Origin of the sequence: Sphingomonas sp. (assembly GCF_036387595.1) — a bacterium.
Lineage (GTDB): Bacteria > Pseudomonadota > Alphaproteobacteria > Sphingomonadales > Sphingomonadaceae > Sphingomonas.
Window position 1 is genome coordinate 20,927 of the sequence record NZ_DASVTL010000029.1, and the last position, 23,627, is coordinate 44,553.

15 protein-coding genes are annotated in these 23,627 nt (G+C 68.5%); 9 read left to right on the forward strand and 6 right to left on the reverse strand.

Annotated features, from left to right (window positions below):
* Position 1: 1 nt before the first annotated feature.
* The 3 genes from VF643_RS01345 to VF643_RS01355 all read right to left on the reverse strand — a co-directional run bounded on the left by VF643_RS01345 (position 2) and on the right by VF643_RS01355 (position 5,045).
* On the reverse strand, positions 2 to 508 hold the full coding sequence (locus VF643_RS01345; protein ID WP_331041561.1) for a RidA family protein: 507 nt from the start codon (positions 506 to 508) through the stop codon (positions 2 to 4).
* Between the two features lie 55 nt (positions 509 to 563).
* Positions 564 to 3,281: a TonB-dependent receptor plug domain-containing protein gene (locus VF643_RS01350; RefSeq protein WP_331041562.1), complete on the reverse strand. Its 2,718-nt coding sequence runs from the start codon at positions 3,279 to 3,281 to the stop codon at positions 564 to 566.
* A 183-nt stretch (positions 3,282 to 3,464) separates the two neighbouring features.
* Entirely contained in the window at positions 3,465 to 5,045 is a 1,581-nt protein-coding gene (locus tag VF643_RS01355) for a flavin monoamine oxidase family protein (RefSeq protein WP_331041563.1), read from the reverse strand.
* Positions 5,046 to 5,365: 320 nt separating this feature from the next.
* Between VF643_RS01355 and VF643_RS01360 the strand changes: the two genes are divergently transcribed.
* From VF643_RS01360 to VF643_RS01390, 7 genes are read left to right on the forward strand one after another with little or no spacing between them, the layout of a single operon-like run.
* The gene (locus VF643_RS01360; protein ID WP_331041564.1) at positions 5,366 to 6,100 is read left to right on the forward strand and encodes an ABC transporter ATP-binding protein; all 735 of its coding nucleotides are present in this window, start codon (positions 5,366 to 5,368) and stop codon (positions 6,098 to 6,100) included.
* Positions 6,090 to 8,606, forward strand: coding sequence for an FtsX-like permease family protein (locus tag VF643_RS01365; protein ID WP_331041565.1), 2,517 nt, complete (start codon positions 6,090 to 6,092; stop codon positions 8,604 to 8,606). The genes VF643_RS01360 and VF643_RS01365 overlap by 11 nt, the downstream gene beginning before the upstream one ends.
* Positions 8,606 to 9,652: a carotenoid 1,2-hydratase gene (locus VF643_RS01370; RefSeq protein ID WP_331041566.1), complete on the forward strand. Its 1,047-nt coding sequence runs from the start codon at positions 8,606 to 8,608 to the stop codon at positions 9,650 to 9,652. Before VF643_RS01365 ends, VF643_RS01370 begins: the two co-directional genes overlap by 1 nt.
* Positions 9,653 to 9,708: 56 nt before the next feature.
* Positions 9,709 to 10,707 carry an N-acetyltransferase DgcN gene (gene dgcN / locus VF643_RS01375; protein WP_331041567.1) on the forward strand — a complete coding sequence of 333 codons (999 nt, stop codon included), beginning with the start codon at positions 9,709 to 9,711 and terminating at the stop codon, positions 10,705 to 10,707.
* Positions 10,704 to 11,693 (forward strand): N-acetyl-D-Glu racemase DgcA, encoded by a 990-nt coding sequence (gene dgcA, locus VF643_RS01380; protein WP_331041568.1) that lies wholly within the window; start codon positions 10,704 to 10,706, stop codon positions 11,691 to 11,693. Before dgcN ends, dgcA begins: the two co-directional genes overlap by 4 nt.
* On the forward strand, positions 11,690 to 13,234 hold the full coding sequence (locus tag VF643_RS01385; protein ID WP_331041569.1) for an N-acyl-D-amino-acid deacylase family protein: 1,545 nt from the start codon (positions 11,690 to 11,692) through the stop codon (positions 13,232 to 13,234). Before dgcA ends, VF643_RS01385 begins: the two co-directional genes overlap by 4 nt.
* Complete coding sequence (locus tag VF643_RS01390) at positions 13,225 to 14,469, forward strand: dicarboxylate/amino acid:cation symporter (protein ID WP_414713770.1); 1,245 nt, start codon at positions 13,225 to 13,227, stop codon at positions 14,467 to 14,469. Before VF643_RS01385 ends, VF643_RS01390 begins: the two co-directional genes overlap by 10 nt.
* Here VF643_RS01390 and VF643_RS01395 read toward each other — a convergent pair.
* The gene (locus tag VF643_RS01395; RefSeq protein WP_331041571.1) at positions 14,448 to 16,283 is read right to left on the reverse strand and encodes an amidohydrolase family protein; all 1,836 of its coding nucleotides are present in this window, start codon (positions 16,281 to 16,283) and stop codon (positions 14,448 to 14,450) included. The genes VF643_RS01390 and VF643_RS01395 overlap by 22 nt on opposite strands.
* A gap of 107 nt (positions 16,284 to 16,390) precedes the next feature.
* On the opposite strand from VF643_RS01395, the gene dacB reads away from it, so the two are divergent.
* Positions 16,391 to 17,848: a D-alanyl-D-alanine carboxypeptidase/D-alanyl-D-alanine endopeptidase gene (gene dacB, locus VF643_RS01400; RefSeq protein ID WP_331041572.1), complete on the forward strand. Its 1,458-nt coding sequence runs from the start codon at positions 16,391 to 16,393 to the stop codon at positions 17,846 to 17,848.
* Here dacB and VF643_RS01405 read toward each other — a convergent pair.
* Both VF643_RS01405 and VF643_RS01410 read right to left on the reverse strand, forming a co-directional pair.
* Positions 17,829 to 18,848, reverse strand: a complete 1,020-nt coding sequence (locus VF643_RS01405) for a serine hydrolase domain-containing protein (protein ID WP_331041573.1) — start codon at positions 18,846 to 18,848, stop codon at positions 17,829 to 17,831. The two genes, dacB and VF643_RS01405, sit on opposite strands and share 20 nt — an antisense overlap.
* A complete protein-coding gene (locus VF643_RS01410; protein WP_331041574.1) occupies positions 18,845 to 20,365 on the reverse strand; it encodes a permease in 1,521 nt (506 codons plus the stop codon). Before VF643_RS01410 ends, VF643_RS01405 begins: the two co-directional genes overlap by 4 nt.
* Positions 20,366 to 20,537: 172 nt before the next feature.
* Between VF643_RS01410 and VF643_RS01415 the strand changes: the two genes are divergently transcribed.
* Entirely contained in the window at positions 20,538 to 23,591 is a 3,054-nt protein-coding gene (locus VF643_RS01415) for a TonB-dependent receptor domain-containing protein (RefSeq protein WP_331041575.1), read from the forward strand.
* Positions 23,592 to 23,627 lie beyond the last annotated feature (36 nt).

Sequence of the window (23,627 nt, forward strand, 5' to 3'; positions counted from 1 at the left end):
TTTACTTGACGGCGGCCGCCTCGATCTCGACGAGAAAGTTGGGGCCGGCAAGCGCCGCTACCTGGATCGTCGAACGCGCGACGGTGTTGGGGTTTTCGGGCGTGCCGAAGAACATCTTGAACCCTTCGTTCATGCCGGCGAAGTCCATCTTGCCGCCAAGTTTGGGATCGCCCGCGACGAAGACGGTGAGCTTGACGATATCGGCCATCGTATAGCCCTTCGACGTCAGGATCGTCTTGATCTTGTTGAAGATGCTCACGGTCTGCGTCTTCGTGTCGCCGAAATCGGCCATCGTCATCTGGGCGGGCGGCGTCTTGCTGGCCGGATCGACCGGCGAGGCGAGTTGTCCGCTGAGGTAGAGCGTCGTCATGCCGGGCGGCACGGTGACGCTTTGCAGGATCAGCCCCGGCGGGGTGTTGGCGTGGCGGGTGATCGCGGGCTTCGCCTGGGCGTAGCCGCAGGCGGGGGCGGCGAGCAGCACGGCGGCGGCGAGTGTCTTCAAGATCATATATCCTCCCTGGCATTGAACGCCGGGCGCGACGATGCGCCCGGCGTGGATCACATCAGAAACTCAGGCTCAGGCGCGCGTAATAATAGCCGCCGTTGATTCCTATTGCCGAATCGGTCGGATACCGCGTGATGAAGGCCGTAGAACTCAGCGCATATTGCTGATCGCGGATGAACTTCGGAATCTGGGTCGGATAGTTGTTGAACAGGTTGTTGGCGCCGATCGATAGCTTCACCGGTTCGATGATCTGGTAGCCGATTTCAAGGTCGGTGACGAACTGTGGCTTGATCGTCTGCCTGTACCGGGCCACGCCGTCATTGGGCAGCGTCCTGATGATGGATTGCGAGCCATAATAGCTCTCGCGCAGGTTGACGCTCAGCTGATCCCAGCGCCAGTTGCCGCTGGCCGTCACGCGGTACTTCGGCGTGGTGTCCGTAAGGGCCGATTGCGCGTAGACGTCGAATACCGGCTGGCGGCGGTCGATGTTCGTCGGCGGCGGATTGACCGACAGGATCTTGGTCTCGTTATAGTTGCCGGACAGCGAAAGGTTGATCCGTCCCGCATTCCCCAGATCGAGGGGATAGGTGGCAAGAATGTCGATACCCTGCGTGCGGCTGGCGATACCGTTGACGAAGGTGCTGACGCCGACCGTGCCCGCCGCGCCGCCGTCGATCGCCGCGATCACCGAGTCCACCGGCACGCCGTTGCTGCGCAACGCGGTGATGACCGACGGCGAGACGATCGCGGTGCAGGGCGCCCCGGCGATATTGGTGCGGCAATTGTTGGAATAGCCCAGAAACGTGCTCGACGGCACGATCCGGTCCCTGATCTTGATGTAATAGCCATCGATCGTCACCGTCAGCTGGCCGACCGGATGCAGCACCAGCCCGGCGCTGAAGTTGGTCGACTTTTCCGGCCCGAGATTGGAGATGCCGAGCGCGGCCGCGCCCGCCGAATTGGGCGGGAACACGCCGGTGATCGAAGTCGGGGCGACGTTGACGCCGGAATAGAATCCTTCCGCCAGGGTCGGCGCGCGGAAGCCGGTGGAAGCGGTGCCGCGGATGGCGATCGCGGGAGAGATATCGAACCGGCCGGTCAGCTTGAAGATCGTCGTGTCGCCGAAATCGTCGTAATTCTCGTGGCGGACGGCGCCCTCGATGAACACCTGATCGACGGGCTTGACGCTGACGTCGAGATATTGCGCGAAGACGTGGCGGCGGTTGAGGCTGGCGTCGGACGGCGCATAGCCGAAGAAGGACTGGATGCCGCCGCCGGCAACCCCGGTGCCGATGTAATAAGACGCGACTTCGCCCGGCTTCAGCTCATAGCTTTCTCGGCGATATTCCAGACCGCCGGCCAGCGTGATCGGTTCGGCCAGGCCGGCGTTGAACTGATGCGTCAGGTCCAGCGTCGTGACCCACTGGTCGAAGATGAAGTCCCCGTTGTGCGTGTCGCGGGGCGTATAGCCGGGCGTGGTCGTGGTCGACGTGTCGTAATAGAGCGCGGCGTTGGCCGAATCGAGCACGTTGGTGCGGCTGATGTCCTTGCCGTAGGTCGTGCTCAGATCGAAGGTCGTACCCGAAAACGCACCCTTGATGCCGAGGTTGACCGAATAATCGGTCTCGTCGAGGAATTGTTGCGGCAGAAAGCCCTGCGGAAAGGGAATGTCCGCCGACGTCGCGGCGCACGTCGCGACCACGAGGTTGTTGGCGCATGCGGCAGATACCCCGGTGGCCGTCGGCGCGCCCGTGATCCGCCGCTTGCCGAATACCACGGTGGGCACGCGGTAGTTCTGGAACGAATAGCCCTCTTTATGCGAATAGGTGTTGAACGAATAGAGGTCGATATTGGACGTGAGCTTCGTGCCCATGCTTACCGCGCCGTTCGTCAATTGCAGCTTGCCGTCGCCGGCGATCTGATTGACCTCGGGGTAATTGTTGAAGTCGCGAATGCCCGGGAAGCGGCCGAGGAGGTAGCGGCCACCGTTCACGCCGGTGTTCGAATTGGCGTTGACGCCGGTATCCACCACGCGAGGGTCCAGGTCGCCGCGAAAGCTGCGCCCCTGATAGCGGCGCTCGCCGGTAACGTCGACATAAGCCCCCTCCCACGGCGCGAAGGCCACCGTACCCATGACGTCATATCGCTCCCCGCCCTGATCCAGGTAGCGGCCCACGGTCAGGTTCAGATCGCCGCCCGAGGTCCGCTTCTTGGTGATGAAGTTGACCACGCCCGCGATCGCATCGGTGCCATATTGCGCGGCGGCACCGTCCTGAAGCACCTCGACACGCTCGATCATGTCCTGCGGCAGCAGCAGCAGATCGGCCGCGGCATTGCCGCCGAACGCGCCGCCGGCGACGTTGACGCTCGACGAGCCGTGCCGCCGCTTGCCGTCGACGAGGATCAGCGTGTGGTTAGGGTTGAGGCCGCGCAGCTTGAGCGACGGGCGAAACTGCGCCTGATCGGTGCCGAACGCCTGCGCCTGCAAGGACGGCAGCTGCTGCGCCAGCGCCTGGATCAGATCGGTCTGGCCGACCGTCTTCAGCGCATCGGCGCCGACGACCTGGATCGGCGTCGGGCTGTCCGAAGCGCGCAGACCGGTGGTGCGCGTGCCGGTCACGATGACATCGTCGCCGCCCTGGGGTTCGTCGACGGTGACGGACGCGGCGGAGGCGACAGTGGCACCAGCCTGCGCAGCGTCCGCTGCGACCGAAGTAGAAGCGGCGGGTACGCCCGCCTGCACGGCCGCAGGCAGAGTCGCGGCAGCTTGCGCCACGGCTGACTGGTGCCCCCCGGCGACAAGAGCGACGGCTATGGCAGTGTACGAAATCGTGGACACGCGCTTCATAAGGTTTCCCCCTCATTGATTGGCGCCGTCCAGACATCCCCTCTGATTTCGTGACGTTTTGCGTATTCTCTTTCGGCGAGGCCCCCGACCGCGCCGTGCGTAGCGTGGTGCTCAGGCGGCGTGGCGGGCCGGTTCGACCAGGGCCTGGGCGCTGACCCGACGGGCGAGCGCGAGCACCTGAGTCCTTGCGGACTGGATGCCGCCCTCCTGCCACCCGGGTGTCTGGCTGAGCGCCGCGCTGGCGAAATACACGCGGCCCTCGGGCGCTTGCAGGAAGCGGAAGGCCTGGGTGTCGATATGCCCCTCCTGCCGTCCGTTCGCCGAACCGGCGTTCCAGTTGGGCCAGGGTCCGAGGCTGTAGGGGATCTTGTTCCAGTTGACCGCGATGCCGTTGGTCAGATCCTGGCCGTGGCCGGGGTGGAGCTTGTCCACCACGCCGCGGGAGAATTCGATCTGCTCGGCGATGGAACGCTTCTGGAACTCGCCGGCGGATTTGCCCGAGCCGTAGCAGCCCAGCAGCATGCCGCGTTCGCTGTGCAGGCCGGCCGAGGGATACCAGACCAGCGCGGTCGGGCCGCCAACGAAGGAGATGCCGCCGTAGATCTGCTCCTTCTCCCAGAAGCGCGGGGATTCGAAGGCGACCTTGTTCGAATAATCGTAGACCACCGAAGCGATCGTGCGCTTGAGGGATGCGGAAAAGTTCGTGTCGATCTTCGCCAATACGGGGAAGGGAATGGTGCAGATCAGGTAATCGCCCTGCACCGTCTCCACCGCGTCGCTCGCCGTGTCGCGATAGACGATCTCGACTCCGTTGCTCTTCTGGCGGATGCGCTGCACCTCCGCGCCGAGCAGGGCGGGACGCCGCAGCGCCGCGTCCATGCCGGCGTGGATGCGGTCCATGCCGCCGACCGGCTCGAACATCGTCGCCTGCATATAGAGGTTGTCCTCGAACACCGTCATCGGCAGACGCTGGTTGGCGAGGAGCTGGTCGAGCGGCATCGCGGTCGAAGGCGAGGCGAAGATGGCGCCCGCGCCGGGCGCGGTGCCGAAGCCCGATCGCTCGGTGCCCTTGAACACGTTGCCCTCTTCCAAATCGCCGTAAGCCTTGAGGAACGGCATCAGCTTCTCGCGGTCGGCGACGCTCAATTGCTGATCGAGGGAACCCTGGCTGATCGCCTTGGCGAGCAGTTCGGCGATCTTGCCGCGCATGTCGTTGATCGCGGTGCGCATCCGGATCTTCGATCCGTCGTCAGCCATCACATAGGCCGAGCGGCTGGAATTGACCTCCACCTCCAGCGGCACGCCGAACTTCTTGGCGTAGCCGAGCAGGCCCTGGTGGAAGCTGGGGATGCGCGCGGGGCCGGCGTTGAAGTAGATGCCGTCGGAAAAGCGCGCGGTCTGCGTGTCCTCACCCGTCATCTCGATCTTGTCGCCGTCGCGCACCGTCCATGCGCGGCCGCCGACCCGGGTGCGCGCTTCGAGCAGCGTGACGAGGAAGCCCGCCTGTTCCAGCTCGTATGCGGCGGTGAGCCCGGCGATGCCGGCGCCGAGCACGACGACATGCTTGCCCTTGCCGAGCGTCGGGACGAGGCCACTCATATCCTGCGCCAAGGCCGTCCCCATCAGCCCCAGCGCCTGCATCGCACCCATCGTCGCGCCGAGGCCCCCGACCAGTCCGAGCCGCCCCAACATCTGCCTTCGTGAAACCATCAATGCCCCCTCCGCAGAAGCCCGGCAGCGTCGCAGCCGGGTCACACCGCGTCCCGAGATCCTCGGGACGGCCGATCGGAGGCATCCTCGTCCTTTGCAGGCGTCGACCGACGACTTGGCGATACGGGTGTATTGCCAAGGGTTCAGTTGCACGCCTGCGGATCGTTTTGTTTTGGTTGATCGCAAGAGAACTGATTTGCGCAATGTTGGCAATGCGGAAAATTACGGCTCTGTTACGATATTATGAAAGCGACGCGGACCGTGCTTTTCATACCACATCCGCAGAGCCTACCCCTGGAGCGATGAAGGAGATAGTGAACCGCGAGATGAACGAAGCGATCGAGAACGGCGGCCTGCGCCTTTCGGCGGCAGGGCTGGCCAAGGCGGTGCCCGGCCCGCGCATGCTGTTCACCGGGCTGGATCTGGCGATCGGCGGCGGTGAACTGGTGGCGATCGTCGGGGAATCGGGCGTGGGCAAATCGACCTTTCTCAACATCCTGGCCGGGCTGGACAGCGCGGATGCGGGAGAGGTCCGGATCGACGGCATCGCGCTCGGCCCGCTGGACGAGGCGGCGCGCACCCGCGTGCGGCGCGAACGCATCGGCTTCGTCTTCCAGGCGTTTCACATCCTGCCCTATCTGACCCTGCGGCAGAACGTCGCGCTGCCGCTGGCGCTGGTGTCGCCGGACGCGCATGCTGCGCGAGAACGGGCGGATGTGATGCTGGACGCGGTGGGACTGGGGAACCGGGGCGACGGCTATGCTCGCGATCTTTCGGGGGGCGAGTTGCAGCGGGTGGCGATCGCGCGCGCGCTGGTGCATCGCCCTGCGCTGATCCTGGCGGACGAGCCAACCGGCAACCTGGACCCCGAAACCGCGGCGCGCGTGCTGGCGCTGTTCGCGGACGCCGTGCGCGCCGATCGGGACGAGGGAGGCGGTGCGGCGGCGGTGCTAGTGACCCATTCGGAGACGACCGCAGCCATTGCGGACCGCGTGCTGACGCTGACCGCCGAGGGACTGGTGCCGCGTGGCAGGTGAGCCGGGGCTGGCAGCATCGCGGCTGGCGCTTTTCTGGCTGACCTGGGGCGAAGCGCGGTCGCACCCGGCGCGGTTCGTGCTGACAGCGGTGGCGATCGCGGTGGGCGTGGCGCTGGGGTTTGCGGTGCATCTGGTCAACGGATCGGCCCTTGCCTCGTTCGACGGCGCGATACGCGGGGTGAACGGGGCCGCCGAACTGACCATCCGGGCGACGACGCCATTGGGTTTCGACGAACGCATCTATCCCCGCGTGATCGCTTCGGCGGGCGTCGCGGATGCCAGTCCCGTGGTGCGCGTCGATGCGCAGATCGGACGAAAGCGGGTTACCATTCTGGGATTGGACGTCATCCGCGCGGCGACCGTGACGCCGGGGCTGATCGGCATGGCATCGCAGGGGCCGGACACACGCGGCGGCGCGGTGTTCGACGAGACAGCGCTGTTCCTGTCGCGCACCGCCTTGGTGCAAACCGGCGCAAAGGTCGGCCAAGACGTAACGGCCGTGGCGAACGGACGCGCCGTGCGGCTGACGATCGCGGGAACGCTGCCGGGCGCGGGCGAGGCGGCGCTGGGCGTCATGGACATTGCCGCGGCGCAGTGGCGATTCGGGCGATTGGGCAAGCTGGACCGCATCGACCTGTCGTTGAACGATCGCGGCGCGGCGGAGCCGGCCTTGCGCGCATTGCTGCCCGCCGAGGCGGTGTTGTCGAGCGCGCAGGCGCAAGGCGCGCAAGGCGACGCGCTGTCGCGTGCGTACCGCGTGAACCTGGACATGCTCGCGCTGGTGGCGCTGCTCACCGGCGCGTTCCTGGTCTTTTCGGCACAGTCGCTTTCGGTGACCCGGCGGTTGCGCGCGTTCGCGCTGGTACGCACTTTGGGGCTGCCGCGGCGTGGGATCGTTGCAGCGGTGGCGATCGAGGGGCTGGTGATCGGCATCGCTGGCGCAGGGCTGGGCCTGCTGGCTGGCTATGGTCTGGCCTGGGGTGCGTTGCGGTGGTTCGGGGGCGACCTGGGCGCAGGGTATTTCAGCACGGGTACGTCGCGCGTGGCCTTTCAGCCGCTGGCGGCGGCGGGGTTCTTCGTGCTCGGCGTCGCGGCGGCGGTTTTGGGGAGCGCCCTGCCCGCGCGCGCCGCTTCGCACGCTGCGCCGGCGGCTGCGCTGAAGAATGCGGGCGACCTGATCGACCCGCGCACGCCGGTGGCATGGTGGCCTGCGCTTGCGCTGCTGGTGGCTGGCGCGGGGTTTTCGCTGTTGCCGGCGGTGGGCGGGCTGCCGCTGTTCGGGTTCGTGGGCATTGCATTGCTGCTGGCGGGCGGGGTGGCAGGTGTGCCTTGGCTCGCGCGTACCCTTCTGGCGCCGCTGGCGCGCGGGGAGAGCGCGCATGTGCCGCGGCTGCTGGCGGTGCGGCATGTTCATGGTGCGCCGGGCGCCGCGGCGACGGCGTTGTGCGGGATCGTCGCATCGACTGCGCTGATGATCGCGATGGCGACGATGGTGACCAGCTTTCGCGGTGCGGTGGACAGTTGGCTTGGGCAGGTGCTGGGCGCCGATCTCTACATACGCGCCAACGCCGGTGCGGCGTTCGATCCCGTGACGCAGGCGCGGCTTGCGACGACGCCGGGTATCGGGGCGCTGGCGTTCAGCCGCCAGCTGCCGCTGACGATCGCCGCCGATCGGCCTGCGGTAACGCTGATCGCGCGCGGGGCCGAGGCCGAAGCGCCGGTGCTGATCGAGCGGGCGCGCACGCTTCCTGCGAGCGTGCCGCCGATGTGGGTGTCGGAGCCGGCGCAACGGCTTTACGGCTGGAATCCGGGGCAGATCGTCACGCTGCCGATCGCAGGCGGTGCGCGGTTCGCGGTGGCTGGGGTCTGGCGTGACTATGCGCGGCAGGCCGGGGCGGTGGCGGTGACTGCACGGGATTACACGCGGCTGACCGGCGATGCGACACGGGACGAGGCATCGGCGACCCTCCGGCCGGGCGCGGACGCGGCCAAGGTATCGCGCGGGCTGATGGCCCGTTTGCCGGAGAACCTGCGCGGTCAGGTGGAGATTGCGGAGCCGGCCAGGCTGCGGCGCTTCGCGCTGGCCCTGTTCGATCGCAGTTTCGCGGTGACGTATCTGCTGGAGGCAGTGGCGATCCTGGTCGGGCTGGCCGGAGTTGCGGCGACGATGTCCGCACAGACCGTGGCGCGCGCGCGTGAGTTCGGGATGCTGCGGCATCTGGGGGTGGCCAAGGCGCAGATCGTCGCGATGCTGGCACTGGAGGGCATGATCCTGGGGGTCATCGGAGGCGTGGCGGGGGTCGCGCTCGGCCTCGTGCTTGCGCAGGTGCTGATCCATGTGGTCAATCCGCAATCGTTCAACTGGACGATGACCACGATCGTGCCCTGGCCGACGCTGGGCGGCGTGATCGCCGCGCTCGCCGGAGCGGCGGCAGGCACGGCCGTGCTGGCGGGCAGACGTGCGACCGCGCGCGACGTGGTGCTGGCGGTGCGGGAGGATTGGTGATGCGCGCGCTGATCGGGATGCTGGTCGCAGGGGCGGTTGCGGTCCCCTATCCCGTGGTGCGGCCCGGCGTGCCGATCCGTTTCCCGGCGGACCACGGTGCGCATCCGCAATACCGAACCGAATGGTGGTATGTCACCGGCTGGCTGCGCGGCACGGACGGGCGCGAGCGTGGATTTCAGGTGACGTTCTTTCGTACCCGTCCACCGGTCGATGCGCGCAACCCTAGCCGCTTCGCGGCACGCCAGGTGCTGTTCGCGCATGCGGCGCTGTCCGACCCGGCGGTGGGCCATCTGCTCCACGGCGATCGGTCTGCACGCGAGGGGTTCGGGATCGCGCAGGTGCGGGTGGGCGAAGGCGATGTCGCGATCCGCGACTGGCGGATGCGGCGGCTGCCCGACGGGCGCTGGTCCGCGCGGGTGACGACGCGCGACTTCGCGTTCGACCTGACGCTGGCGCCGACGCAGCCGCCGATGTTGCAGGGCGTGGCGGGGTATAGCCGAAAGGGGCCGCTGCCGGGCCAGGCCAGTCACTATTACTCGCTGCCCCATCTGCGCGTCGCCGGGCGCCTGAGGCGGGGCGGGACGAGCCAGGCGGTAACCGGCCAGGCATGGCTCGATCGCGAATGGTCTTCGGACTATCTGGCCCCTCAGGCGCAGGGATGGGACTGGACCGGGATCAACTTCGACGATGGCGCGGCGCTGATGGCATTCCGCATCCGGCGCAAAGGTGGCGGGGTGCTGTGGGCGGGAGGATCGCTGCGGCGCGCGAACGGGCAGGTCGTGCGGCTGGCGCCCGGCGACGTGGCGTTCAGGCCGCTGCGGCGGTGGCGCAGTGCGGCCACGGGCGCGGTCTATCCGGTGGCACAGGAACTGCAGGTGCGGCTGCCCGAGGGCGTGCGACGGTGGACGCTGGTGCCGCTGTTTCCGGCGCAGGAACTGGATGCGCGGCGCAGTGGCCTGCCCGTCTATTGGGAGGGTGCGGTGCGGACGCGGGGCGGGCGCGGGTATCTGGAGCTGACCGGGTACGATCGCGCGATCTCGCTGTGACCGGGGTGCGCGACAAGCCCTTTGCGCATCGGCGTGCTCGCCGATAGACCTGCGGCATGATCCCCGCCCCCTTGCTCCTTTATCTCGGCCACAGCACCGACTTCATCGGGGTGAAAACTTCGCGCGGGCTGGCGACCTTTGCGCCCGAGAAATGCGTGGGCGAATTCCGGCATGACGATTGCCCGTTCTCGCTGGGCCTGCCGCGGATGACGATGCCGCAGGGGGCGGCGGCGGGGGCGAAGACATTGGTGCTGGGCATCGCCAATTCGGGGGGCACGATCGAGCCGGCGCTGGTCGACGACGCCCTGGACGCGATCGCGGCGGGGATGAACGTCGCCGCCGGGCTTCATCAGCGGCTGCGCGATCAACCGCGGCTGGTGGAGGCGGCACGCGCGGCGGGTGTCGCGCTGTTCGACGTGCGCGATGCCCCGGTGGACCTGCCGGTCGGCAACGGGCGCCCGCGCGCGGGCAGACGGGTGCTGACGATCGGCACCGATTGTTCGACGGGCAAGATGTACACGACGCTGGCGCTGACGCGCGCGTTGGTGGCGCGCGGCGTGCGTGCCGACTTTCGCGCGACCGGGCAGACGGGCATCCTGATCGCCGGGAGCGGCGTGCCGGTGGATGCGGTCGTCGCCGACTTCATCTCGGGTGCGATCGAGCGGCTGGCTCCGCCGCGCGAGGACGGCGGGTGGGACGTGATCGAGGGCCAGGGGTCGCTTTTCCACCCCTCCTTCGCCGGCGTATCGACCGGGCTGCTCCACGGCGCCCAGCCCGAGGCGATCGTGCTGTGCCACGAGCCAGGACGCGCGCACATGCGTGGTCTGCCGGGGCAGGCGCTGCCAGGCATCGCGGAGACGCTGGCGATGAATTTGGCGGTCGCACGGCTGACCAGCCCAGCGGTACGGGCGGTTGGCATCTGTCTCAACACATCGGCGATGGAGGAGGGTGCAGCGCACGCGTTGTGCGATGCGACGGCGGAGGAGCATGCGCTGCCGTGTACCGATCCGATGCGCTTCGGGCTGGACGCGATCGTCGATCGCCTGCTCGCGTGAGGCGCACGCTCACCGCGCAGCACGAATGCCTGCCGCTGCACACGCCGTTCCGCATCTCGCGCGGGGTGAAGACGGCAGCGGATGTGGTGACGGTGGCGATCCGCGATGGCGACACCGTCGGCCGCGGGGAAGGCGCGCCATACCCCCGTTACGGGGAGAGCGTGGCAAGCGTCCTGGCGCAGATCGCAGGGGTGCGCGAGGCGGTCTGCGACGGCGCCGACCGGCAGGCGCTGCTGACGCTGATGCCGCCCGGTGCGGCGCGCAACGCGGTGGATTGCGCTTTGTGGGATCTGGAAGCGCGGGCGTCGGGGCGCAGTGTCGCGGCGTCTCTGGGCACTCCGGAGCCGGGGCGGATCGCGAGCGCGCTGACGATCGTCATCGACACGCCGCAGGCGATGGCTCGGGCGGCTTCGGCGGTGGCGCATGCGCCGGTGCTGAAGATCAAGGTCGATGCGAACGACCCCGCCGCGCAAATCCGCGCCGTGCGTGCGGCGGCGCCCGATGCCGCACTGATCGTCGATCCGAACGAAAGCTGGGACGAGGCGGTGGCAACCGCAATGCGCGCGGTGCTGATCGACGCGCGGGTTGCGCTGCTCGAACAGCCCGCGGCCGCAGGGGCGGACGCCTGGCTGAGCGGGTTCGATGCTGGCGTGCCGGTGTGTGCCGACGAATCGGTCCATGTCGCGGCCGATCTCGACGCGCTGGCGGGGCGGTACGGCGTCGTCAACGTGAAGCTCGACAAGGCGGGCGGGCTGACCGCGGCGTTGGACCTGGCGCGGGCGGCGCGGGCGCGGGGCCTGGGGGTGATGACCGGGTGCATGGTCGCCTCTTCGCTGTCGATCGCGCCGGCGCTGCATATCGCGAGCGTCAGCGACTTCGTCGATCTGGACGGGCCGTTGTGGTTGGCCGAGGATCGCGCCGGCGGGGTTCGCGACGACGGGGGCGTGCTGATGCCCCCTGCCCCAGGCTTCTGGGGCGGCGCGTGAGGACTCGGGTCGCGCTGGCGGCGCTGGCGCTGCTGACGCTCGGCGCAGCACCCGAACGCGCCGATGTGCTGATCCGGGGCGGCACGGTGTTCACCGGAAGCGATGCACCGTTCGTCGGCGACGTGGCGGTCACTGGCGACCGAATCCGTTATGTCGGGCCGCACACGACCATGGCGGCACGGCGGACGATCGACGCGCGCGGAATGATCGTCGCGCCCGGCTTCATCGACCCGCATACCCATGTCGAGACGATGCTCACCGCGCCGGATTTGCGGGTGCGGCTGGTGCTGCCCTTCCTGATGCAGGGGGTGACGACCGCATTCGTCGGCAACGACGGCGGCGGTACGATCGACGGCGCGGCAGCGTTGGCCCCAGCCCCGGCGGTGGGGATCAACCATGCGACCTATGTCGGCTTTGGCACGGTGCGGCGCGCGGTGATCGGCGAGGCGCGACGGGCGCCGGATGTGGGCGAGCTGGCGGCGATGCGCGGGATCGTCGCGCGGGCGATGTGTCAGGGCGCGCTGGGGCTTTCGACCGGGCTGTTCTATGCGCCGCAGAGTTTCGCGACGACCGCCGAAGTGGTGGCGCTGGCGGAGGAAGCGGCCTCGCGCGGCGGCACCTACGACAGCCATGTCCGCGACGAATCAAGCTATACGGTTGGGCTTGCGGCGGCGATCGACGAGGCGATCGCGATCGGCCACGCGGCGCGAATGCCGGTGCATATCAGCCACATCAAGGCGCTGGGGATCGACGTTCGAGGACAGGCGCCCGCGATCGTCGCCAAGGTGGAGGCTGCGCGGCGGCGCGGCGAAGCGGTGACCGCGGATCAATATCCCTGGGATGCGAGCGGCACGAGCCTGGTCGCGGCGCTGGTGCCCATGTGGGCGCAGGATGGCGGGCGCGAAGCATTGCTGCGCCGCTTCGCCGACGCGTCGCTCGCCGAGCGTCTGCGGCGAGACATGGCCGAAAACCTGCGCAAGCGTGGCGGCGCTGCGGCTCTTCTCGTCACGCAAGGGGCGGAGCGCGGCCGGACGCTGGCCCAGGTCGCGGCGCGGATGCGCATGGACGCGGTGACGGCGGCGATCGCGACGATCCGCGTCCGCGATCCGGCGGTGGCATCCTTCAATCAGAGCGAGGCGGACATTACCACGTTCATGCGCGAGCCGTGGGTGATGACCGGCTCCGACGCGTCGACCGGGCATCCGCGGGTCTATGGCTCCTTCGCGCGCAAATACGCCAGATACGTCAAGGCGCAGCGGGTGCTGACGCTGCGGCAGTTCATCGAGCGGAGTTCGGCGCTGACCGCCGATACGTTCGGGCTGGCCGGGCGCGGGCATCTGCGGCCGGGAGCGTTCGCGGACATCGTCGTCTTCGACCCTGCGACCTTTGCCGCGCGGGCGACCTATGCACAGCCGACCCTGCCCGCGCGGGGTGTGCAGACGGTGATCGTCAACGGCGTGATCGCGGTCGAGCGCGGGATCGCGACCGGACGCGCCGCGGGACGGCCGCTGCGGCGCACGCCGACGGGGCACTGCTCTTGAGCGCGTGGTTCCGCATCCCCTTGTGGAAGCGGGTGCTCGCGGGCCTGGCGCTGGGCCTCGCGTTCGCGCTCGTCTTGCCGGATGCAACGCCCTCCGTGGCGCTCATCGGCGATCTCTTCGTGCGCGCGATACGGATGCTGGTCGCGCCGATCGTGCTGGTGACGATCGCGGCGGGGATCACGGCGCTGGGCGACCCGAAACGGCTGGGATCGCTGGGTGGACGAGCGATCGCGCTCTTTGCTGGCACGACGTTCGTGGCGGTGTCGGTGGGCATGGCGGTGGCTTCGGTGGTCAAGCCGGGGGTCGGCGCGGCGCTGGGCACCGCTGCGCCGCATGTGCTGGGGCCGCCGGTGACGCCCTATGACCAACTCGTCGGCATCGTGCCGCTGAACATCGTCGAGGCGCTGGCGAAGGGCGACATGCTGGCGCTGATCTTCGCCGCGATCCTGATCGGCATTGCCACGTTGCTGGCGGGTGAAGCGGGCAAGCCGTTCGCTGCATTGCTCCAGTCGCTTTCCGCAGTGCTGCTGCGGGTCGTCGGCATCGTGATGGAGGCGACGCCGTTCGGGGTGTTCGCGCTGATCGCCAATGCCGTGGCGGCAAACGGCGCTGCGGTGTTCGTCCATGTCGGCTGGCTGGCACTGGCGGTGGTGATCGGATCGCTGGTGCAGATCGTGATCGTCCACAGCCTGGTGCTGCGGCTGCTCGCGCGGTTGCCGGTGTGGCCGTTCTTTCGCAGCGCGGTCGATGCGCTGGTCGTCGCCTTTTCCACCGCGTCGAGTTCGGCGACGCTGCCGGTGGCGATGCGGGTGGCGGGGGACGAGCTGGGCGTCGGGCGGACCGTCTATTCCACGGTGCTGCCGCTGGGGGCCAGCATCGGCAAGGACGGCACCGCGATGTACGTCGGGCTGCTCAGCATGTTCGCGCTCCAGGCGTTCGGGACGCCATTGACGCCGCAGGTCTATGCGACCGTGCTGCTGACCGGCGCGCTGGCGGCGTTCGGAACCGCGCCGGTGCCCTCCGCCTCGCTGTTCATGCTGGCGGCCGTGCTGTCCGCGGTCGGCATCGCGCCGGAGCAGACCGCGTTGGTCGTCGGCTTCGTCCTGCCGTTCGACCGGCTGCTCGACATGACCCGCACGGTGCCGAGCGCCAGCGCGAACCTTGCGGTGGTGACCACGGTTGCGCGGTGGGAGGGGGAGATGGACGAGGCCCGCTACCGCTCACCCTCGCGGTAGAAGCGCAGATCTTCGAGCTGGAGCCACGCGCGCGCGCCGGGCGTACCGTCAAGGCGGAACACCAGGGCGCGCAGACGGGTGAGGTCGATGGCCCGCGCGGGAGCCTTGCCGACGAAGGCGGTGAAGGGAATGCGGACCTGGGCTGCTGTGTCGCCAGCGTCGAATGCGGCTTCGAGGCGGTCGCCCTGGCCGTAGCTGTCGAGAGCGAGGGCATATCGGCCCCTGCCCCGCGCGGTGAAGGCGACGCCGGCGAAACCGCGCGCGTCCGCAAGCTGGATGCCGCCGCGGGTGAGCGGCACGATCAACTGCGCATAGGGTCGCCGCGCCGACCCCAAGCGCGCGACCAGGAACAGCGCCTTTCCGGGGCGCGCCAGGTCCAGCGTGCTGTGATCGACGCCGGGTTCGCTCGCATCGACCGGCAGCGTGTCGAGATCGGTGCGGCCATCGTTGCGGATGCCGGTGTCGATCGGACCGGTCATGCGGTGGACGGGCAGCGGCGAGGGTTCATCCGAATCCAACATGCGGCGTAGTGGTTTCAGGCCGACCTCCCGCCCCGCCACGAAGACCCGGCGGACATTGCGCAAGTCGTCGACCCGCCGGTCGGGCCGACCACGAACGAGCAGGAGGTCCGCGCGCTGCCCCACCGCGATGCGGCCGTGATCGGTCGATCGCAGGATGTGCGCGCTGGTGGCGGTAGCGGCGGTCAGCGCCTCTGCCGGGGTTAGCCCCAGGCGGGCGAGCAGCGCGATTTCGCGGATCGTCGCGCCGCCATGATAGACCCCGCCGATCCCCGCATCGGTGCCGACGCCGATGGGGATGCCCGCGGCATGGAGGCGGCGGACGTTGTCCTGCATGATCGTCCAGCGGCGCGCTTCCAGTGCCGGGATGGGCTGGGCACCCCCGGCCCCTCGGGCGGCCTCGCGCGCACGTTCGGGCGGGCGCATGGCGCGCCATTCGGCCTGCGTGAAAGTACGATCCTGCTGCGGCTCGTACACCACCAATGTGGGAATATAGGCGGTGCCGTGCGCGCGCATCGCGGCGATCAGTTCGTCATCCGCCAGGGCATCGCCGATGCCGTGGCCGAGTGCATCGACGCCCGCCGCCGCCGCCATCTTCGCACCGGCCAGCGTGACCGTGTGGGTGATGACCGGCAGTCCGGCGGCGTGCGCGTCGGCAACGATCGCCGACAAAGTGGCGACGTTCATGCTGCCCAGATCGGGCGAGCGACCGTAGCGCCAACCATCGGCGAACACCTTGATAACATCGGGACGATAGGCGAGCGCACGCGCCATCGCCGCATGCGCCGCGCGCGGGGTGGCGACCTCCAGCGTGAAGAAGCTGCCCCAGCCATATTCGGTGCCGTGCCCGCCGGGTACGCCCAGCCGCACCGCCAGTGCGAGCCGCGGCGCGGCCACCGCGCCCGACCCCGCCATCTCGCGGATGGGGGCCAGCATCTCGCCGGAAAGTGAAAAGTCCACCGTGCGCGTGACGCCGTTCGCGAGATAGGCGGCATACGCCTTTCCTAGATCGTCGGGCGCCGGGAAACCGGGGGCGCGAGCATGGGTGTGGAGATCGTGAAGCCCCGGCAGCAGCGTCGCGCCGCGCGCGTCGATCGTGCGGGCGCCGCGCGGCGCCTTCAAATGCGGTGCGACGGCAGCGATGCGGTCGCCGGTCACCAAGACGTCGCCGATCGTAGCCGGCGCGCCCGTGCCGTCGAAGACCCAGGCGCCGCGGATCAGCGTCGACGGCGCTTGCGGCGGCGGCGCGATCCCGATGAGCAACGTGGCGAGCATCGCAAGCGCATTACGGATCATGCGGTCTGCCCCCGTTTGCGCGAATGACCGCATCCTGTTTGCGACCGGAGCGCCGGGCGGACAAGCCTCTATTGTGCGGCACGGCAGCGGCGCGTTAGGCTTGGCGGATGGCGACAAGACACTTCCGCGCGTTGGCCCTGATGCTGGTCGCCATTGCGGTGCCGGCCCATGCCGATACGCCGCTGACGGAACGCGTCGCTGCGATTCTGCGGGCGCAAGGTTCGGGGACGCGGTTCGGGCTGGTCGTGGCGGATATGAACGGACGCGAGATCGTCGCGATCGCGCCGGACGATCGCTTCGTACCCGCATCCAACACCAAGCTGTTCACGACCGCAGCCGCGTTCGCAGCGCTGGGCGACGTCATGCGTGACGATGCGGACGGCGGTGCTGCCGTGCGGCTCGATCGCGACCATAGAGGGCCGCCGGACGTGATCGTAGAGGGTCACGGCGACGCGCGGCTGTCGAGCGCGGCGGATTGCGTGCGCGACTGCCTTGCGGCGTTGGCGGACGCGGTGGCGGCGAAGGCCCGCGTCGTGCGCCACGTGATCGGCGACGACACCGCCTTCCCCGACGAACGATGGAGCCCGGGGATGAGCTGGAACAACATGCCGACGCGATCGGGGACCGGCATCTCGGCGCTCACGCTGGACGACAACGAACTGGTCTTGCGCGTGAGCCCCGGCGTCGCGGCGGGTAGCGTGCCCACGATCGACACGCTGCGTTATTATCGCATCGACAACCGCACCACGACGACGACGGGCAGGACGGACTTGCGCTACGATCGTGCTCCCGGCGGCGACGTGATACGCGTGGAGGGGACGATCCGCGTCGGTGCCGAACCCACAATGTTGCGCGTCGGGATCGACGATCCTGCGCATTATGCCGGCTGGCGGTTGCGAGGGATGCTGGTGGCGCGGGGCGTGCGCGTTACCGGCGGCGTGTCGGTACGGCATCGCGCTTTGTCGCCGGCCGACGATCCGGCCATTCGGGGAACCGCGCCCCCTGCCCGCCCACCGCGTGCAGAGGCGCTCGCTCGCCTCATCGCGCCGCCGCTCATCGACGACCTGACGCCGACGAACAAGGTCAGCCAGAACGTCCACGCCGAACTGTTGCTGCGCCGGATCGGGCTGGTCGCGGGATCGGGCTCGATCGCCGACGGGCAGGCGGCGGTGCGGGGGATGCTGGATGCGGCGGGGGTTGAGCGGTGGCGCTACGATCTGGCCGACGGATCGGGGATGTCGAGCTACAACCGGGTGTCGCCGCGCGGCGTGGTGCGCTTCCTGCGCTGGACGCAGACGCAGCCCTGGGGCGCGACCTATCGCGCGACGTTGCCGATCGGGGGCGTGGACGGATCGCTGCGACGGCGCTTCGCGGGCACCGCGCTGGCGGGCAAGGTCTTCGCCAAGACGGGCACGCTCAACGCCGCTTCGGCTCTGTCGGGTTTTCTCGTCGCCGCCAGCGGGCGGACGCTGGTATTCGCCACCTTTGCGGGCGACATGCCCGAGGACGCGCCGGCAAGCGCGACGGTGGATGCCGCACTGCTCCTCATCGCCGCGGAGAACTGAACGCTGCAATGAGCGCGTCGCCGGTGGCGGGGCGCAGCGCGAAGATGCCGCTGTCACGGTGGCGGGTCGGGTGGACGCGGTTGGTGAGCAGCGTCCAGGCGAGACCGCGCTCGAAGTCTATCCACAGCCCGGTGCCGGTGAAGCCGGTATGGCCGATCGTCTCGCCCGAACATGCGTCCCCGCCGTGCCAGCCGGGGAAGCGCCGCTCCCACCCTGCCGTGCGGTGACCGTTGGTGGCGGTCCGGATGGCGGCCAGCATCGCGGACGAAGCGCCGCTGCCGTCGAGCAGGCCCCGGGCAAAGCCGAGCACGCCCGCGACGGTGCCGAACAGCCCGGCGTGTCCCGCCGCACCGCCTAAGGCAAAGGCGTTCTCGTCATGCACCTCGCCCTTCAGTATTCTTCCGCGCCACGTACAGGCTTCGGTCGCCACCGCAGGTCCGGCAGGGGTGAACGACAGGCCCGGAGGCATCGGCCAGGCATCAAGCCCGGCGCCGGTGATCCGCTCGATCGCGATGCCGAGCAGGATGAAGTTGATGTCCGAATAGACGGGCGGGCCGCCCGTCCATGCGCGCTGGAGCACGAAGGCACGCAGCCGGGCGGGGTCGCCGCCGTAGGTGTAGATCGGTTCGACCGCGGGCAGGTGCGTGGCGTGGGTGAGGCAGTCGCGGAAGGTCAGGCGGCGCTCCGGTGCGCCGTCGACGTCATATTGGCGCAAGTCGGGAATGGCGTCGGTCAGCGGGCGATCGAGATCGAGCCGCCCCTGGTCTGCAAGGTGCAGGATCATCGTCGTCGTCGCGATCACCTTGGTGAGCGAGGCGAGATCGAACCAGTGATCCGGCGTCAGCGGCTCTGGGTCTGGGATCAGCGCAGCCATGCCCGCTACCCGCACCGCGCTGGCGCCGTCGCGCGTAAAGATGCCCAGCGTCGCGCCGGGAATGCGGCCGTCAGCAATCGCTGCCAAGGCGGGGGCGAAGGCTATGTCCGCCACATCCTCGATCATCGTTCGTCCTCCCGTGGCCTGATCCGCATCAACGCGGGCAGGAAGGCGATGGCCGCGAGGCTGACGACGCCCGAGCCCAGGAAGAACAGGTCGAACCCTGCGAAGCCCGCGCGGTCCAGCCGTTCGACGATCGTACCGCCCGCGCCCGACAGCAGCCGGGGCAGCAGAAAGGCGAAGCCGGATAGAAACGCGTACTGCGCCCCCGGATAACGCGGGTTGACGAGCATGGACAGGTACACGACGAACACCGCCCCCGCCATGCCGTTGCCGAACTGATCGGCGGCGGTGGCGAGGTAAAGCGCCGCTTCATCCGACGGGCGGTGGGCCAGCCAGACGAAGCCGAAATTGCCGATCGCCGCAAAGATCGCTCCGGCTGCCAAGGTCCACCCCTGTGACCAGCGGGTGACGATCCACCCCCCGATGCCCACGCCGGCCATGCTCGCCACCAATGCGACCACGCTGTCGGCGCGACCGATCTGGCTGAGCGAATAACCCAGGTCTCGTATCATCGGCTTCGACAGGTTGAGCGCCAGCACATCGCCCATACGATAGAGCGAGACGAACGCCATCAGCACCAGCGCGGCGGTGCCGTACCGCCAGAAAAAATCGACATACGGCCCGATCGCGACCGAAGTGCGCAGCCGCGACGCCGGCCCTGCCCGCCTGATCCGCGGCAGTGCTGCCGCCATGGCGAGGAAGGGCAGCAGGCAGATCGCCAGCACATAGGGCGTGACGTTCGCGTTGCCGTCTATTCCCAATCGGGCGGCGCCGGCGAGCGAGGCCGATCCGACGGTCGCGACGATCCCCAGCGCGGCGCCCAGGATTGCCGCACTGGCGAGCAGCCCCTCGAAGAACGCGGCCGCCCTGTTTGCCTGCCCACCCGGTTGGCCGCGCATCGCGACGAGCAGCGGGAACGGTGCCAACGCCGCCGCGGCGATCAGCCAATATGCGGCGCTCCACCCGGCCGCGTCGGCGACGAGCAGCGCGCCGCTCCCGGCCGCGACCATCGCGCTGCGGTAGCCCCACAGATTGGCAGCGACGATCGGACCCTGTTCGTCCGCGGTCGGCGCGAGTTCGATGCGCCAGGCGTCGGCCGCGACCTCCAGCGTCGTCGTCCAGAACGCGAGCAGCACCGCAAAGAGCGCGGTCACGCCCAGGCTGCGATCGTCCGCGGTCAGCGCCATCGCCGCGGTCGCGGATGCAATGCCGAGCTGCGCCAGCATGATCCACCCGCGCCGCTTCCCCCAGAAGCGCGCGAACCCCGGCACGCCGAAGCGATCGAGCAGCGGCGCCCAGAGGAACTTGCATGTCGGCAGCAATTGCACCCAGGCAAAGAAGCCGATCACCGCCAACGCGACGCCATGCTCCGCCAGCCGAAGCGCGAGCACGGTCGAGAACATGTAGAACGGCAGTCCCGCCGAAAAGCCCAGCAGACCGAACAGCGCGAGGCGTGCAGCACCATGGCGCGCGCGATCCGCGGTCACCACTGCCTGGGCGGTCATCGGCGGTGCGGACAAGGGCTTCTCCAATGAATGGATCGGCAGCGTCGGGCGGGCCACGCCCCGCGTCAACTCCATGACGCACGGATATTTTTTGCAGTGCGGCAGATTGCCACTAGCCTTGGATGACACTTTCGTTGCTAATTGCCGCAGTCGCCTGGGGAGGCGAGCCAAGGGGGTTCCAGATACAATGCGCAAGTCCATGTCCGTGCTGCGGCTGCTTCCGTCCGGATCGGCGATCGCGATGCTCGTCTGCGGTGCAGCCGCCGCGCAGAATGCGCCGGTCGATGCGCAGACCACGCGCGAAGCGGCGACGCCCACCGGCGCGGCCAGCCCTGTGACCAGTGCCGCCGAGAGCGACCGTGCGGACGAATCGGGCGAGATCCTGGTCACCGGGTCGCGGATTAGGCAGGATCCGAACAACAGCGCCCTGCCGTTGCAGATCATCACGACGCAGGAGATTCAACGCAACGGGATCAGCAGCCCCGAGCAACTCATCATGTTCCTGAGCACCAACGGCAGCGGGGCAGACAACCTCGCCTCCAACGCCGACGTGACCTCGGGCGCGCAGCGCGGCACCAACGGGCTGTCGTCGGCGAACCTGCGCGGCCAGGGCAGCGCATCGACCCTGGTCCTGCTGAACGGCCGGCGGGTGGCCGCGCACGGACTCAGCGGGTCGGCGGTGGACGTCAACCAGATCCCGTTTGCGGCGATCGAGCGGGTCGAGGTGCTGAAGGATGGCGCGTCGGCGATCTACGGCACCGACGCGATCGGCGGGGTCATCAACTTCATCACCAAGAAGGATTTCACCGGCCTGGCGCTGAACGGCTTCACCGACATCACCCAGCAAGGCGACAGCCCGATCTATCGGCTGTCCGCGACCGCAGGCTTCGGCGATCTGCGTGAGGACGGTTTCAACATCATGGGCGCGGTCAGCAAGAGCTGGAACGGCGTGCTGAATGGATCGGATCGCGACTTCGTCAACGGCAACCAGCCGAACCGCGGCCTGTCGATCGACACCCGTGGCACGCCGATCGCGACGGCGTTCCCGACAGCCGGATCGACGGTGCCGGGGTCGATCACGCCCACGGGGACGTTGCTGAGCGGCGCTAATCTGACAGTGCCGGGCACCAGCGTGATGGCGAACGGCGGCATCAACATCCTAGATCTGCCGGGCGGCGCGGGATGTTCGACGATGGAAGGCGGTCTTGCCTATGACGAGCAATTGTGGGCGGTGCCGGGCGCGCTGTACGCCTGCTCCTATGACACCGGGCGTGCAGCGGTCATCCAGCAGCCGCTGGAGACGCTTACCTATTACACGCGCGGCACGGTCAAGCTCGGCAGCCACGAACTCTTTGCCGAGGTGACGGGATCAGACGCATCGTCGGCCAAGCGCTTCTCGGAAAATCAGATCACGGGCAACAATACCAGCCTGGCGGTCGCCTATCCGCTGAACGCACTGACCGCGGCGACCTACAACGACGTATATTCTCGCATTGCGGCAGTGTTTCCCGGGGTGGCCGCGAATTACGGCAAGCCGATCGCGTATCGCTGGCGCTGCATCGCGTGCGGGCCGCGCGAATATGTGACCGACACCACGACGCTGCGCGCGGCGGTGGGAGCCGACGGGCCGCTGGGCGGGGGCTGGGACTATCGCGCGGGCGCTTCCTATGCGCGCAGCGAATCCTCCTCGGTGCTGGGCAGCGGTTATTATTACCGCGGCACGTTCAACGGCGCGGCCGCGGCGACCGGTTCCGGCATCGCGGGCGCGGTCAACGGCGGGCCGGACCGGCGTGCGCCGACCGCCCCCGGGGCGACGCAGCCGGGGCTGGTCGGCGTCCTGAACGCGGGACTCCTCAACCCATTTTCGCTGACCCAGACGGATGCGGGCCTCGCCGCCCTGGAATCGGTTTCGGCACGCGGTGCCACGCTGTACGGCGGCAAGTACGAGGTCACGCAGTTCGACGGGTCGATCTCCGGCCCGCTCTTTCGTCTGCCCGGCGGCATGGTGCAGGCGGCGATCGGCGTGGATTACCGGCGGGAAATCTATAGCTTCAACGGATCGTCCTCAGCGACCCTGGCCGCGCCCGACATCTTCAACGCCGCCTTCGACAATGTGAACGCGCTCGCCCGCGTGAACCGCGACGTAAAGGCGGCCTATGCCGAAATCCTGATCCCGGTGTTCGAAGGGTTCGACTTCACCGCCGCGGGCCGCGTCGACGATTACACCGGCTTCGGCCGAACCTATAATCCCAAGCTGGCGGCAAAATATCGGCCGGCCGACTGGCTGCTGTTCCGCGGATCGTACAACACCGGGTTCCGCGTGCCCGCGTTCAACCAGATCTTCAACGGCACGACGGTCTCGCCCAACCCCGGGAACACGCTGGTCGATCCGACGCGCTGTCCCACCGGCGCGGTCAACCCTGCCATTCCCGGTTGCGCGGCGATCACGCCGGACACGCTGAGCGGCGGCAACCTGAACCTGGGGCCGGAGACGTCGAAACAGTTCAGCGGCGGCGTCGTCGTTCAGCCCTCTGCACGGTTCAGCGCTTCGGTCGATTTCTGGTCTATCAACGTCGACGACGTCATCGGTGCGCTGACGCTGCGCCAATTGCTCGAGAATGCGCAATTCTTTCCCGAGCGGCTGATCCGCGATCAGGGCGGAACGGGTACGATCGTGGGTGCCGACCTGCGCTCTGCCAATACCGGCTCGCGGCGGACGCAAGGGTTGGAAGTCTCTGGGCGAGGCGGCATCGACGTGGGCACGGGGCTGCTCTCGGTCGGGATCGACGGGACGTTGCTGCTCAAGAAGCGCGAGAAGTTCCTGCCGGCGGCGCCTTACGGACCCAGCCAGATCGGCATCTTCAGTTTTGCCGGCGACCTGGGGCTGCGCTGGAAGCACACCGCCTTCGCCACCTATGCGATCGGCGACTATGTGTTCAGCCTCACCCAGATCTATCGCGCCGGCTACACGAACCAGGCGCTGCCGGGCATCGCCAACGGCACGGTGGTGCGCCCCGATTTCAACGAGCGGGTGAAGCCATACATCATCTATCATGCGTCCGTCAGTACGCGGATCGCCGATCGGATGACGCTGATCGCGGGCGTCAGGAACCTGTTCGACAAGGATCCGCCGTTCGCCATCACCTATGACAGCAACACGGGCGCCGGCAGTTCGTGGGAGCCGCGCGTCGCCGATCCCCGCGGCCGTTCGTTCACTATATCGGTGGACACCAAGTTCTGATCGCGCTCGCCCTGCTGGCCGCGGCGCAGCCCGTCG

Coding starts and splice junctions, on each gene's coding strand:
- dacB (WP_331041572.1), top strand. CDS start 16,391: ATGGCGACAAGACACTTCCGCGCGTTGGCCCTGATGCTGGTCGCCATT.
- VF643_RS01355 (WP_331041563.1), bottom strand. CDS start 5,045: ATGTTGGGGCGGCTCGGACTGGTCGGGGGCCTCGGCGCGACGATGGGT.
- VF643_RS01405 (WP_331041573.1), bottom strand. CDS start 18,848: ATGATCGAGGATGTGGCGGACATAGCCTTCGCCCCCGCCTTGGCAGCG.
- VF643_RS01345 (WP_331041561.1), bottom strand. CDS start 508: ATGATCTTGAAGACACTCGCCGCCGCCGTGCTGCTCGCCGCCCCCGCC.
- VF643_RS01415 (WP_331041575.1), top strand. CDS start 20,538: ATGCGCAAGTCCATGTCCGTGCTGCGGCTGCTTCCGTCCGGATCGGCG.
- dgcN (WP_331041567.1), top strand. CDS start 9,709: ATGATCCCCGCCCCCTTGCTCCTTTATCTCGGCCACAGCACCGACTTC.
- VF643_RS01370 (WP_331041566.1), top strand. CDS start 8,606: ATGCGCGCGCTGATCGGGATGCTGGTCGCAGGGGCGGTTGCGGTCCCC.
- VF643_RS01395 (WP_331041571.1), bottom strand. CDS start 16,283: ATGATCCGTAATGCGCTTGCGATGCTCGCCACGTTGCTCATCGGGATC.
- VF643_RS01360 (WP_331041564.1), top strand. CDS start 5,366: ATGAAGGAGATAGTGAACCGCGAGATGAACGAAGCGATCGAGAACGGC.